This window comes from Streptomyces sp. AM8-1-1, from assembly GCF_032229325.1.
GTDB classification, from domain to species: domain Bacteria; phylum Actinomycetota; class Actinomycetes; order Streptomycetales; family Streptomycetaceae; genus Streptomyces; species Streptomyces achmelvichensis.
Window position 1 is genome coordinate 5,835,217 of sequence record NZ_CP135086.1, and the last position, 12,027, is coordinate 5,847,243.

Genomic DNA, 12,027 nt, shown 5'->3' on the forward strand with positions numbered 1-12,027 from the left:
GGTTGCCGGGGCACGAGCCGGTCACGGCCGCGTACGGGGCAGTCCGGCTCACCGCCGGCGACGGCGGTTCACGGTTGCGGGTCAGCGCCGGATTTGCACCGGCTTCCCCCCGTACGGGTGTGATGACGACTCGCTCACTGTACCGGCCGGTCACCAGGTCCCCTCCGGGCGGATCCCGCCCACGGCGGTGGGGGCCCGCCCGGGGGAGCGGCGGCGGGTCTCTCCGGAACGGGCGGCCGGTCCGCGGGAAGGGGCGGCGGGGTGGTCCGGCGGTCCACCGGGGGCGGGGGCGGGCGGCCGGTCAGAGAGCGACGTACGTCGTGGGCGTCCCGGACAGCACCTCCGCGCGCCCGAGCTTGACCAGTCGGCGCAGATGCGCCTCGGCCTCCGAGACGGCGATGTTCCGCGAGCCGTAGGGGATCTCCTCCCACGGCCGGTTCCACTCCATCCGCTCGGCGGTCTGCCACGGCGTGAGCGGTTCGGCCAGCAGGTCGAGCAGCCCGGTGAGGCGCTCCTCGTGATGGCCGAGCAACTCCCGTACGCGGCCGGGGGCATCGGCGAACGCGTGCTGGTGCGCGGGCAGCACCTCGGCGGGCGCGAGCCGGCCGATGCGCTCCAGGGAGTCGAGGTAGTCGCCCAGCGGGTCGGTGACCGTGGCGTCGTCGGGGTCCTCGTAGAGCCCGATGTGCGGGGTGATCCCGGGAAGCAGATGGTCCCCGGAGAACAGCCGCCCGTGGCCCGGCAGCCCGGCCGGGTGGTCCTCCTCCAGATGCAGGCAGACATGGCCGGGTGTATGGCCGGGTGTCCAGATCGCCCGCAGCTGCCGGTCCTTCAGGTCCAGCAGCTCGCCCGGCACGATCTCCCGGTCGGGCAGTGCGGCCCGCAGTCCCGGCAGCGTCCGCATCCGCCCCTGCTCCCGGGCGGCCCGCAGGGGCGCGACATGCTCGTCCGGCGCCCCGGCCCGGCAGAGCTTGTCGGCGAGATAGTCGAGCCACCTCGCGGGCTCGGCCTCCCGGGTCCGGCGTACGACGTCGGCGTCCGCCGCGTGCATCGCGATCCAGGCCCCGGACACCTCGCGGACCTGCCCGGAGAGGCCGTGGTGGTCGGGGTGGTGGTGGGTGACGACCACCCCGTGGATGTCGGCGATCCGCACCCCGAGCGAGTCCAGTCCGGCATCGAGGGCGTCCCAGGAGGAGGGGTCGTCCCATCCGGTGTCGACAAGGACGGGCCCGCGGCCGGTGTCGAGGAGATGGACGAGAGTGTGCCCGAGAGGGTTGTCCGGGATGGGCACCTCGATGGACCAGACGCCGCCGCGGTGGTCGATCACCTGGGGCATGGGGGCCTCGTCTCTGTCCGGCGGCAGGGCCACGCCCTCCCACTATAACTAGAACGGGTTCCAATGGTCGCCCAAGTCGACCGGTTTCCCGTGGGGTTGAGGGCGCGCCTTCCCCTGGATCGGGGGTGTGCTGCCGCTGGCGGGCTTCTTCGTCGCCGCCATTGCTCCCCATAACTAGAACTGATATCAGTTCTGAAACAGTGTCAGAAACAGCCCGGGTGCAGGAGGCAGCAGCCATGACCGAGCTCGTGGAACACGGAAAACTGTTCATCGGCGGCGAGTTGGCCGACCCCGCCGGCGGCGGGACCATCGAGGTCGTCTCACCCCACACCGAGCAGGTCATCGGCCGCGTCCCGCACGCCTCGCGCGCCGACGTCGACCGCGCCGTGGCCGTCGCGCGCAAGGCCTTCGACGAGGGCCCCTGGCCGCGGGCGACGCTGGAGGAGCGGATCGCCGTCGTGAGCCGGATCAAGGACGCGATCGCCGTACGGCACGAGGAGATCGCCCGTTCCATCAGCTCGCAGAACGGCTCCCCCTACTCCTGGAGCGTCCTCGCCCAGGCGCTCGGCGCCATGATGGTCTGGGACTCGGCGATCGCCGTCGCACGGGACTTCGTCTACGAGGAGACGCGGGCCGGAGCGCTCGGGCCGATCCTCGTGACACGCGAGCCCGTCGGCGTGGTGGCGGCCGTCGTGCCGTGGAACGTCCCGCAGTTCACCGCCGCCGCCAAGCTGGGCCCGGCGCTGCTCGCCGGATGCACCGTCGTGCTCAAGCCGTCTCCCGAGTCGCCGCTCGACTCCTACATCCTCGCGGAGATGGCCCAGGAGGCCGGCCTGCCGGAGGGCGTGCTGTCGATCCTGCCCGCCGACCGCGAGGTCAGTGAGTACCTGGTCGGGCACCCCGGCATCGACAAGGTCTCCTTCACCGGTTCCGTCGCGGCCGGCAAGCGCGTCATGGAGGTCGCGGCACGTCACCTCACCCGCGTGACCCTGGAACTCGGCGGCAAGTCGGCGGCCGTGATCCTCCCCGACGCCGACCTCGACACCACGATCGCCGGGATCGTGCCCGCCGCCTGGATGAACAACGGCCAGGCCTGTGTGGCCCAGACCCGCATCCTCGCGCCGCGCAGCCGCTACGACGAGATCGCCGAGGCGCTCACGGCAGCGGCCGCCGCCCTGGTGGTCGGCGACCCGCTCGACCCGGCCACCCAGGTCGGCCCGCTCGTGGCGAGGCGCCAGCAGCAGCGCTCCCTCGACTACATCCGGATCGGGCAGGAGGAAGGCGCCAAGATCCTCACCGGCGGCGGCCGCCCGGCGGCGCAGGAGAGGGGCTGGTACGTGGAGCCGACGCTGTTCGGCGGCGTCGACAACTCCATGCGGATCGCCCGCGAGGAGATCTTCGGCCCGGTCATCTGCCTGCTGCCCTACGGCGACGAGACGGAGGCGGCGAAGATCGCCAACGACTCCGACTACGGGCTGAGCGGCAGCGTGTGGACCTCCGACGTCGCACGGGGCATCGACTTCGCCCGCCGGGTCAGGACGGGCACGTACAACGTCAACACCTTCAGCCTCGACATGCTCGGCCCGTTCGGCGGCTACAAGGACTCGGGCGTGGGCCGGGAGTTCGGCCCCGAGGGGCTCAGCGAGTACCTGGAGCACAAGATGATCCACCTGCCGGCCGGGCACGGGGGCGTCTGATGGGGGACCGCTGGCACGTCGAGGTCGACCGGGGCGTCTGCATCGGCTCGGGCCTGTGCGTGGGCAACGCCCCGGAGGGCTTCCGCCTCGACTCGGCGCGCCAGTCGCACGCCCGCGACACGGACACCGACGCGAACGAGCGGATCCTGGCGGCAGCGGAGTGCTGCCCGGTCGAGGCGATCGCGATCACGCTCCTGGACAGCGGGGAGCCGGTCTTCCCACCGGAGGAGTAGCCGGCCCGGCGGGCGGGCGGAGTCTGCGCGGGGCGCAGTGGGCCGGCGAGGCGGACATGTCCGGCTGTCCGGGTCCGCAGGGATCACTGGGCCGACCCACTGGGAAACTGGGTGCATGAGCAGATTCGCCGAGGTCATCGTGCTTGCGAGGAGTGCCGAGGAGGTGATGGAGCCGCTGACCCGGCCGGACGAGAACCGGGAGTGGCATCAATGCTTCACGCGCGTCGATGACGGCATGTTCGAGGGTTCGCACATGCCGCGTGACCATTGTTATACGTGGGTCATCCAGTTCGTCCGCCTCAACTGGCACGGGCTCCTGGCCCACCTTGAATCGCTTCCGTGGCCCAACCCCCATTCGGTCCAGGTCCTGGTGCGCGACGAGGACGACGACTGCTTCGGATTGTGGATGATCCATGACGGCAAACTGGCAGAGGTGCCGCTGCCGCACACCGCGCGGGAACCGTTCGGCTACAGCGTTACCGGGGTTCTCTCCCGGATCGACCGCCCCGACAGGTGAGGGGTGCGCAGCCCCGGCCTGTGCACTCAGGTCGGCGGCGCCCCCACGGCCGGCCGCCCTGCGTGATCAGTGACCGCGCCGCGGGTCCGTCAGGTCGATCAGTCTGCACACCGTCTCGATGTCGATCTTGACCTGGGCGATCGAGGCCCGGCCCGAGAGCCAGGTGATCAGTGCCGAGTGCCAGGTGTGCTCGATCACCCGGACCGCCGAGAGCTGTTCCGGGGTCGGGTTCTCCAGGCCCATCGCGTCCAGGATGATCGCCGTCGTCTGGCGCGAGACCGTGTCGACCTCGGGGCTCACGCTGCGGTCCGCGAAGGTCAGCGCCCGCACCATCGCGTCCGCGAGGTGCGGCTCGCGCTGGAGGGCGCGGAAGGCCCGCATCAGGGTCTCCGCGACCCGGTCGGCGGCGTTCTCCCCGGCCGGCGGGCGCTTGCGCAGTGTCGTGTGCATGTGCTGGAGCTGGTCCTGCATGGTGGCGACCAGCAGATGGATCTTGGAGGGGAAGTAGCGGTACAGCGTGCCGAGGGCCACCCCCGCGGCCTCGGCGACCTCGCGCATCTGCACCGCGTCGAAGCCGCCCCGGCTGGCGAGCTGGGCGCTGGCGTGCAGGATGCGACGGCGGCGCGCCTCCTGGCGCTCCGTCAGGGGCGGCGACGCCGGCCCCGCCGGCTTGGCTTCGGCTGTCATAGGTCCCGTTCCACGCGCGACTTCGGATCGCACAGCATGGCAGCGGTCCCGTCGTGGCGCGAATCACCTGATCCGGCTCTTACGGCGGTGCTACCAGCCGGTAGATTCGAAGCTCCTCGAACGATCAAGTCTGAAACTTGTTCTAGATTAGCGCGACCGGTTACGCTCCGGCGAAAACGCATGAGAAGGGGGCCGTGAGTGACCGCTGAGGCCATCGAGGCCGGCCCTCGCCGAGGGCCGTCCGGCGGCGGTGACACACCGCTGCGCATCGCGCTCCTCACCTACAAGGGCAACCCCTTCTGCGGCGGCCAGGGCGTCTATGTGCGCCACCTCTCGCGCGAGCTCGCCCGACTCGGGCACAGCGTCGAGGTGATCGGCGCCCAGCCCTACCCCGTGCTCGACGAGGGCGTGCCGCTCACCGAGCTCCCGAGTCTCGACCTGTACCGCAGCCCGGACCCGTTCCGTACGCCCCGCCGCGGCGAGTACCGCGACTGGATCGACGCCGTCGAGGTCTCCACCATGTGGACCGGCGGCTTCCCCGAACCGCTCACCTTCTCGCTGCGCGCCCGCCGGCATCTGCTCGCGCGCCGGGGCGAGTTCGACGTCGTCCACGACAACCAGACGCTCGGCTACGGGCTGCTGGGCGACCTCGGCGCACCGCTCGTCACCACCATCCACCACCCGATCACGGTGGACCGGCAGCTGGAGCTGGACGCCGCGGACGGCCGCCGGCGCCGCCTCTCCGTACGCCGCTGGTACGGCTTCACCCGCATGCAGAAGCGCGTCGCGCGCCGGCTGCCGTCCGTCCTCACCGTCTCCGGCACCTCGCAGCAGGAGATCGTCGAGCACCTCGGCGTGCGCCGCGACCGCATCGACGTCGTCCACATCGGCGCCGACACCGACCTTTTCTCGCCGAATCCCGCCGTGGCCGAGGTGCCCGGGCGCATCGTGACCACCTCCAGCGCCGACGTCCCCCTCAAGGGCCTCGTCCACCTGGTGGAGGCGCTGGCGAAGCTGCGCACCGAGCACCCCGCGGCCCATCTCGTCGTCGTCGGCAAGCGCGCCGAGGACGGGCCGGTCGCCCAGCTGATCGAGCGGTACGGACTCCAGGACGCCGTGGAGTTCGTCAAGGGCATCACGGACGCCGAACTCGTCGACCTCGTGCGCAGCGCGCAGGTCGCCTGTGTGCCGTCGCTGTACGAGGGCTTCTCACTGCCCGCGGCCGAGGCGATGGCCACCGGAACACCGCTGGTCGCCACCACGGGCGGCGCGATCCCCGAGGTCGCGGGCCCCGACGGCGAGAGCTGTCTCGCGGTGCCGCCCGGTGACGCGGGCGCGCTGGCTGCGGCGCTGGGCAGACTGCTCGGCGACCCCGAGCTGAGAGCGCGTCTCGGTGCCGGCGGCCGCGAGCGGGTGCTGTCCCGTTTCACCTGGGCCAGAGCGGCACAGGGCACGGCCGAGCGCTACCGCGAGGCCATCGCCATGGGCCGTTCCACGGCCAAGGAACCAGGCCGCCCCGCGGCCCCAGTGGTGGGGAGCAACCACTCATGCTGACCGTCGACTTCTCCCGCTTCCCGCTCGCCGCGGGCGACCGGGTCCTGGACCTCGGATGCGGTGCCGGCCGGCATGCGTTCGAGTGCTACCGGCGTGGCGCGCAGGTCGTGGCGCTCGACCAGAACGGCGAGGAGATCCGCGAGGTCGCCAAGTGGTTCGCCGCCATGAAGGAGGCCGGTGAGGCCCCTCAGGGCGCGACGGCCACCGCCATGGAGGGCGACGCGCTCAACCTCCCCTTCCCCGACGAGTCGTTCGACGTCGTGATCATCTCCGAGGTGATGGAGCACATCCCCGACGACAAGGGCGTGCTCGCGGAGATGGTGCGGGTGCTCAAGCCCGGCGGACGCATCGCGATCACGGTGCCGCGTTACGGCCCCGAGAAGATCTGCTGGGCCCTCAGCGACGCCTACCACGAGGTCGAGGGCGGGCACATCCGCATCTACCGGGCCGACGAACTGCTCGACAGGATCAAAGAGGCCGGTCTGGAGCCGTACGGCACCCACCACGCCCACGCCCTGCACAGCCCCTACTGGTGGCTCAAGTGCGCGTTCGGCGTCGACAACGACAAGGCCCTGCCGGTCAAGGCGTACCACCAGCTGCTCGTCTGGGACATCATGAAGAAGCCGCTGGCCACCCGGCTCGCCGAACAGGCGCTGAACCCGCTGATCGGCAAGAGTTTCGTGGCCTACGCGACCAAGCCGCACCACCCGGAGGTCGGGGCGTGACTGTGCCCAGGCGCAGCCACGGCCGTACCGAACACCTGGTCCTGCCCGGGGTGCTCACCGCCGAACAGGCCGCCGAGACCGTTGCCGGGATCGTCGCCGTGCAGCGCGAGGACGGGGCGATCCCCTGGTTCCGCGGGCACCACCTGGACCCGTGGGACCACACCGAGGCCGCCATGGCGCTGGACGCGGCGGGCGAGCACGAGGCCGCCTCCCTCGCCTACGACTGGCTGCTGCGGCACCAGAACGAGGACGGCTCCTGGTACGCGGCGTACCACGACGGGGACGCCACCCTGGCGACCGACCGCGGCCGGGAGACCAACTTCGTCGCCTATGTCGCCGTCGGCGTCTGGCACCACTTCCTGGCCACCGGCGACGAGGCGTTCCTCGACCGGATGTGGCCGTGCGTCCAGGCGGCGATCGAGTTCGTCCTGCGGCTCCAGCAGCCCGGCGGGCAGATCGGCTGGAAGCGCGAGGCCGCCGAGGAGGGCGGCGCGGCGGTCACCGACGCACTGCTGACCGGCAGTTCGTCCGTGCACCACGCACTGCGCTGCGCCCTGGCGATCGCCGAGGAGCGCGAGGAGCCGCAGCCCGACTGGGAGCTGGCGGCGGGCGCTCTGGCGCACGCCATCCGCTGTCACCCCGAGCGCTTCCTCGACAAGAGCCGCTACTCGATGGACTGGTACTACCCGGTGCTCGGTGGCGCGTTGACCGGAGTGGAGGCGTCGGAGCGCATCGAGAAGCACTGGGACGACTTCGTCGTGCCGGGGCTCGGTGTGCGCTGTGTGCTGCCGAACCCGTGGGTGACCGGCGGCGAGAGCTGCGAACTCGCCCTGGCCCTGTGGGTCATGGGCGAGTCCGACCGTGCGCTGGAGATCCTTCAGGCCGTCGGTCATCTGCGGGCCGAGGGCGGTATGTACTGGACGGGGTACGTCTTCGAGGGCAGCCCGGCCGTGTGGCCGGAGGAACTCACCACCTGGACGGCGGGCTCCCTGCTCCTCGCGGTGGCCGCGCTCGGGGGGGACGAGGCGACCACCGCGGTCTTCGGAGGCGAGCGCCTGCCGCGGGGGTTGGCTCCCGACTGCTGCACGGCATAGGGCCTGTTGCCGGCCCCTGTCCGTACGGTGTGCTGGTGGTACCAGTGGACGGTGTGCTGGTGTACTAGTGGCGGCGCAGCCTGCCGGCCACGGCATGGCCGACGAAGAGGTAGACCACGGCTGCGAGGCCGTATCCGGCGACGACGCGTGCCCACGCCTCGTCGAAGGTGAACAGGTCGTAGGACCAGCCGGCGAGCCAGTGGGCCACGTCCTGGACGAAGTTGACCAGGTCGTTGGCGCGGTTGGCGTCCAGCAGGTACATCAGGATCCACAGGCCCAGGATGAAGGCCATGACATCCGCGACGATCGCTATGACCGTCCCGGCCTGGTTGCTTCCAGTGCGATGACGAGGACTCATAGCCCTCGGATTGCCGCTTGTGCCCGTGTGAAACCCACTGTTTCTCGAACACGTGGCGCAGCAGGTCCCGCAGGGCGGCAGTAGCCGTTGCTACAGGGCGAGTTCGGCGAGAACGCGCAGGGTGTGCGGATCCGGCGCGGTCACGAGCAGGTCGGTGACCGGTCCGGACCGCCACGCCTCCAGGCGTTCCGCGATCCGTGCGCGCGGCCCCACGAGCGAGATCTCGTCGGCGAAGGCGTCCGGCACCGCGTGCACCGCCTCCTCGCGCCGGCCCTCCGCGAACAGCCGCTGGACCTCACGGGCCTGGGCCTCGTAGCCCATGCGCGCCATCAGATCGGCGTGGAAGTTGCGGGCCGCGTGGCCCATGCCGCCGATGTAGAAGCCGAGCATCATCTTGACCGGCAGCAGGCCCTCGGCGAGGTCGTCGCAGACCTGCGCGCGGGCCATCGGCGCGATGACGAAGCCGTCGGGCAGGTCCGTGAGCGAGGCCTTGTACACATCGGTCCGCAGCGGGGACCAGTACAGCGGCAGCCAGCCGTCGGCGATGCGGGTGGTCTGCGCGATGTTCTTCGGCCCCTCGGCCCCGAGCAGCAGGGGCAGCGAGGCGCGCAGCGGATGCGTGATGGGCTTCAGCGGTTTGCCGAGACCGGTGGCACCGTCGCCGCGGTAGGGGTGCGTGTGGAAGCGCCCGTCGAGTTCAACGGGCGCCTCGCGCCGCAGGACTTGGCGGATGACGTCGATGTACTCGCGGGTCGCGGTGAGGGGGCTGCTCGGGAACGGCCGGCCGTACCACCCCTCGACCACCTGCGGTCCCGACAGACCGAGGCCGAGCATCATCCGTCCGCCGGACAGGTGGTCCAGGGTGAGCGCGTGCATCGCGGTCGCGGTGGGGGTGCGGGCGGCCATCTGCGCCACCGCCGTGCCGAGCCGGATGCGCGAGGTGTGCGCGGCGATCCACGTGAGCGGGGTGAAGGCGTCGGAGCCCCAGGCCTCGGACGTCCACACCGAGTCGTAGCCCAGGCGCTCGGCCTCGCGGGCGAGTTCGAGATGGCCGGGGTCGGGGCCGCGGCCCCAGTAGCCGAGAGCAAGTCCGAGTCGCATGCCAGACACCCTCCGGAGCCTTGTCCCACAACTTCTGACGGTGCGTCAGAATACGCCGACGGCCCCCCGCCCGGGAAGGGCGGGGGGCCGTCGGTCGGGCCAACGGGCGGATCAGCCGCGCTGGATGCCCGAGGTGTCCTGGAGCACGCCGCGGCGGCCGTCCTGCGTCTGGGCGATCAGGCCGGGACCGCGCTGCTCGACCGCGAGGTACCAGGTGCCGGGCGCGAGCTCGGCGATCGGGGTCGGCGAACCGTCCTCGCCGTACAGCGGGCGGGCCACCGGCACCGCGAACCAGAACGGCGTGAACTCGGCACCGGACTGCGGCGCGGCCGGACCGGGCTGGGGCTGCCCCGCCTGCGGCTGCCCGGGCTGCGGCTGACCACCGTAGGGCTGCTGGGGCTGGCCGGGCTGCGCGCCGTACGGCTGCTGCTGGGCACCCGGGTAGCCGTAACCACCCTGCGGCTGGCCGCCGTAGGGAGCGGGGGCGGGACGCGGGGCGCCGAGGAGCGGGGCCCGGAAGGCGGGCACGATCAGCGAGCACACGGCGCCGGCCGCGAGAACGAGAGCGGCGATGAAGCCGAGGATCAGGCCGACGCCCGCGTCCACGCTCTCGCCGAAGTCCAGCGGGCCTGCCGGGTCGAAGATCGCGCCGATCGCGGTCCACGCGGTGAAGACCGCCAGCGCGACGCCGACCTGGCCGAGGTCCAGTCCGATGACCTTCGGCGGCTGGGGCAGCGCGTGCGAGAGAGCGATCAGCACCGCCGCGATGATGCCGGCCAGGTAGACACCCAGGAGCAGGGTCCCGTTGTCCCAGGCGGTCGGTACGTCGTCACAGTTGTTGCCCGAGCAGTCGAATGTGTCGAGGAACGAGGCGATGAACAGCAACACCGCTGCTCCGATCACCACGCCGTCGCCTCGAGTGAGGGAGCGGATGTTCACGTGAAAAGTCCTTCGTCGGTCGTCTCATCGGGGCGGTCGTCGCTGCCGCCGGTTCGGCGGTGTGCACAACGCGGAGCTCGGGGGTGACTCCCCATCGTAGGGATGAATCTATCGTCTGGCCGATCCGGTCGTCTGCCCGGTATCGGGACTTACCTCGTGAGGTAGCTGCCGATGCCGTCCGCGATTCCCTGCGCCGCCTTCTGACGCCAGCCGGAGCTTGTCAGAAGTGCCGCGTCCTGTGCGTCACGCATATTGCCGCATTCGATGAACACTTTGGGCACGGTGGACAGATTGAGTCCGCCGAGATCCTTCCGCACGTCCAACGCCGTACCGTCACCGACATAGTTGGAGGGTGCGCTTCCGGTCGCCCGGACGAACTTTCCGGCGATGCGCTCGCCGAGGTCGCGGGACGGTCCGACGATCGCGGCGGTGTCCGCGCCACCCGCGCTGACCAGGGCGGGAAGGATCACATGGAAGCCGCGATTGCCCGCGGCCGAGCCGTCGGCGTGGACGGAGACGACCGCGTCCGCCTTCGCCTTGTTGCCGATCCTGGCCCGCTCGTCGACGCAGGGACCGAACGCCCGGTCTTTGTCATGGGTGAATTCGACCGTTGCGCCCTGCTTTTCCAGCAGAGTGCGAAGACGTTGTGAAACATCACGGGTGAATGCGGCTTCGGTGTAGCCGTCATTGGTGGACGTACCCGTTGTGTCGCATTCCTTGCGATTGGTTCCGATGTCCACGAGCTTGTTGATCTCGGACGTGTGCTTGAAGTTGCCGGGATTGTGTCCGGGGTCGACGACGACGACCTTTCCGGCGAGCGGTCCTGCCCCGCCGCCCTTCGGAGGCGCGGAGGGGGTCGGGGCGGGCGCCGAGGTGGCCGGCGGGGTCGGCGAGGGGGTGTCGGAGGCGTCCGGTCCCGGCTTGCCCACGGTGGTCCGCCCGCTCGGCAGCGGCAGCACCTTCGGCGGCTCGCTGTCGTCCGGACCGCTCATCGCCAGCCAGACCAGCCAGCCCGCCAGGGCGCTCGGCACCAGAGCGGCGATCACGATGGTGAGGGTGCCAAGGGTGCGGCGCGGGCGGGGGGAGTGCTGGTTCTCGTCGTACGACACGTTCGCGATGCTAGCCGGGCCGGTCAGCTTCCCGGTCCGGTACGCCGCAGGACGCGCAGGGAGTCGGTCACCGAGACCTCGGTGAACGCGCCGGACGCGAGTGCCCGCAGATACACGCGGTACGGGGCCTGGCCACCGTCCGCGGGGTCCGGGAACACGTCGTGGATCACCAGCAGTCCGCCGTCGGCCACATGGGGCGCCCAGCCCTCGTAGTCGCCCCCGGCGTGCTCGTCGGTGTGGCCGCCGTCGATGAAGACGAGGCCGAGCGGGGTGTTCCAGATGCGGGCCACCTGGGGCGAGCGGCCGACGAGGGCGACGACGTGCTCCTCCAGGCCCGCGTGGAAGAGCGTGCGGCGGAAGGCGGGCAGCGTGTCCATCCGCCCCACCTCGGGGTCGACCAGCTCCGGGTTGTGGTACTCCCACCCCGGCTGCTGCTCCTCGCTGCCCCGGTGGTGATCGACGGTGACGGCCGTCGTGCCGGCCTCTCGGGCGACATCGGCGAGCAGGATCGTCGAGCGCCCGCAGTACGTGCCCACCTCCAGGAGGGGCAGTCCCAGCGCTGCGGCCTCGGCCGCGGCCGCGTACAGCGCGAGGCCCTCGTTCAGGGGCATGAAGCCCGTGGCGGCCTCGAAGGCGGCGAGGGTCTTCGGCGCGGGGGCGGCGGCCATGGGTGGATT

At 71.2% G+C, this 12,027-nt stretch carries 13 protein-coding genes and 1 riboswitch; of the genes, 6 read left to right on the top strand and 7 right to left on the bottom strand.

What is annotated here, in order from left to right; translation table 11 throughout:
- Positions 1 to 36: 36 nt before the first annotated feature.
- A riboswitch (cobalamin riboswitch) is annotated at positions 37 to 109 on the bottom strand.
- Between the two features lie 192 nt (positions 110 to 301).
- Positions 302 to 1,336 (bottom strand): MBL fold metallo-hydrolase, encoded by a 1,035-nt coding sequence (locus tag RPQ07_RS26035; protein WP_313946613.1) that lies wholly within the window; start codon positions 1,334 to 1,336, stop codon positions 302 to 304.
- A 236-nt stretch (positions 1,337 to 1,572) separates the two neighbouring features.
- Between RPQ07_RS26035 and RPQ07_RS26040 the strand changes: the two genes are divergently transcribed.
- From RPQ07_RS26040 to RPQ07_RS26050, 3 genes are all read left to right on the top strand, one after another.
- Positions 1,573 to 3,033, top strand: coding sequence for an aldehyde dehydrogenase (locus RPQ07_RS26040; protein WP_313946614.1), 1,461 nt, complete (start codon positions 1,573 to 1,575; stop codon positions 3,031 to 3,033).
- Positions 3,033 to 3,266 carry a ferredoxin gene (locus RPQ07_RS26045; protein WP_313946615.1) on the top strand — a complete coding sequence of 78 codons (234 nt, stop codon included), beginning with the start codon at positions 3,033 to 3,035 and terminating at the stop codon, positions 3,264 to 3,266. The genes RPQ07_RS26040 and RPQ07_RS26045 overlap by 1 nt, the downstream gene beginning before the upstream one ends.
- A 115-nt stretch (positions 3,267 to 3,381) precedes the next feature.
- Positions 3,382 to 3,783, top strand: coding sequence for a hypothetical protein (locus tag RPQ07_RS26050; protein WP_313946616.1), 402 nt, complete (start codon positions 3,382 to 3,384; stop codon positions 3,781 to 3,783).
- Positions 3,784 to 3,849: 66 nt separating this feature from the next.
- Here the strand turns inward: RPQ07_RS26050 and RPQ07_RS26055 are convergent, their stop codons facing one another.
- A complete protein-coding gene (locus tag RPQ07_RS26055) occupies positions 3,850 to 4,470 on the bottom strand; it encodes a TetR family transcriptional regulator (RefSeq protein ID WP_313946617.1) in 621 nt (206 codons plus the stop codon).
- A 198-nt stretch (positions 4,471 to 4,668) separates the two neighbouring features.
- On the opposite strand from RPQ07_RS26055, the gene RPQ07_RS26060 reads away from it, so the two are divergent.
- The 3 genes from RPQ07_RS26060 to RPQ07_RS26070 are packed head-to-tail and all read left to right on the top strand — an operon-like array spanning position 4,669 to position 7,843.
- Positions 4,669 to 6,024 (top strand): glycosyltransferase family 4 protein, encoded by a 1,356-nt coding sequence (locus tag RPQ07_RS26060; RefSeq protein ID WP_313946618.1) that lies wholly within the window; start codon positions 4,669 to 4,671, stop codon positions 6,022 to 6,024.
- Entirely contained in the window at positions 6,018 to 6,749 is a 732-nt protein-coding gene (locus RPQ07_RS26065) for a class I SAM-dependent methyltransferase (RefSeq protein ID WP_313946619.1), read from the top strand. Before RPQ07_RS26060 ends, RPQ07_RS26065 begins: the two co-directional genes overlap by 7 nt.
- Positions 6,746 to 7,843 (top strand): prenyltransferase/squalene oxidase repeat-containing protein, encoded by a 1,098-nt coding sequence (locus RPQ07_RS26070; protein WP_313946620.1) that lies wholly within the window; start codon positions 6,746 to 6,748, stop codon positions 7,841 to 7,843. Before RPQ07_RS26065 ends, RPQ07_RS26070 begins: the two co-directional genes overlap by 4 nt.
- A 64-nt stretch (positions 7,844 to 7,907) precedes the next feature.
- On the opposite strand, the gene RPQ07_RS26075 is transcribed toward RPQ07_RS26070, so the two are convergent.
- From RPQ07_RS26075 to RPQ07_RS26095, 5 genes are all read right to left on the bottom strand, one after another.
- Positions 7,908 to 8,201: a hypothetical protein gene (locus RPQ07_RS26075; RefSeq protein ID WP_313946621.1), complete on the bottom strand. Its 294-nt coding sequence runs from the start codon at positions 8,199 to 8,201 to the stop codon at positions 7,908 to 7,910.
- A 90-nt stretch (positions 8,202 to 8,291) separates the two neighbouring features.
- The gene (locus RPQ07_RS26080; RefSeq protein ID WP_313946622.1) at positions 8,292 to 9,302 is read right to left on the bottom strand and encodes an LLM class F420-dependent oxidoreductase; all 1,011 of its coding nucleotides are present in this window, start codon (positions 9,300 to 9,302) and stop codon (positions 8,292 to 8,294) included.
- Positions 9,303 to 9,413: 111 nt separating this feature from the next.
- The gene (locus RPQ07_RS26085; RefSeq protein WP_313946623.1) at positions 9,414 to 10,241 is read right to left on the bottom strand and encodes a DUF5336 domain-containing protein; all 828 of its coding nucleotides are present in this window, start codon (positions 10,239 to 10,241) and stop codon (positions 9,414 to 9,416) included.
- 149 nt (positions 10,242 to 10,390) lie between these two features.
- Positions 10,391 to 11,350, bottom strand: coding sequence for an N-acetylmuramoyl-L-alanine amidase (locus tag RPQ07_RS26090; protein ID WP_313946624.1), 960 nt, complete (start codon positions 11,348 to 11,350; stop codon positions 10,391 to 10,393).
- 23 nt (positions 11,351 to 11,373) lie between these two features.
- Positions 11,374 to 12,018, bottom strand: a complete 645-nt coding sequence (locus RPQ07_RS26095) for a class I SAM-dependent methyltransferase (RefSeq protein WP_313946625.1) — start codon at positions 12,016 to 12,018, stop codon at positions 11,374 to 11,376.
- Between the last annotated feature and the right edge of the window lie 9 nt (positions 12,019 to 12,027).

Bases quoted from the DNA above. Each gene is read 5' to 3' on its own strand.
- RPQ07_RS26055 (WP_313946617.1), bottom strand. From the start codon at position 4,470: ATGACAGCCGAAGCCAAGCCGGCGGGGCCGGCGTCGCCGCCCCTGACG.
- RPQ07_RS26050 (WP_313946616.1), top strand. From the start codon at position 3,382: ATGAGCAGATTCGCCGAGGTCATCGTGCTTGCGAGGAGTGCCGAGGAG.
- RPQ07_RS26095 (WP_313946625.1), bottom strand. From the start codon at position 12,018: ATGGCCGCCGCCCCCGCGCCGAAGACCCTCGCCGCCTTCGAGGCCGCC.
- RPQ07_RS26075 (WP_313946621.1), bottom strand. From the start codon at position 8,201: ATGAGTCCTCGTCATCGCACTGGAAGCAACCAGGCCGGGACGGTCATA.
- RPQ07_RS26080 (WP_313946622.1), bottom strand. From the start codon at position 9,302: ATGCGACTCGGACTTGCTCTCGGCTACTGGGGCCGCGGCCCCGACCCC.
- RPQ07_RS26045 (WP_313946615.1), top strand. From the start codon at position 3,033: ATGGGGGACCGCTGGCACGTCGAGGTCGACCGGGGCGTCTGCATCGGC.
- RPQ07_RS26035 (WP_313946613.1), bottom strand. From the start codon at position 1,336: ATGCCCCAGGTGATCGACCACCGCGGCGGCGTCTGGTCCATCGAGGTG.
- RPQ07_RS26040 (WP_313946614.1), top strand. From the start codon at position 1,573: ATGACCGAGCTCGTGGAACACGGAAAACTGTTCATCGGCGGCGAGTTG.
- RPQ07_RS26065 (WP_313946619.1), top strand. From the start codon at position 6,018: ATGCTGACCGTCGACTTCTCCCGCTTCCCGCTCGCCGCGGGCGACCGG.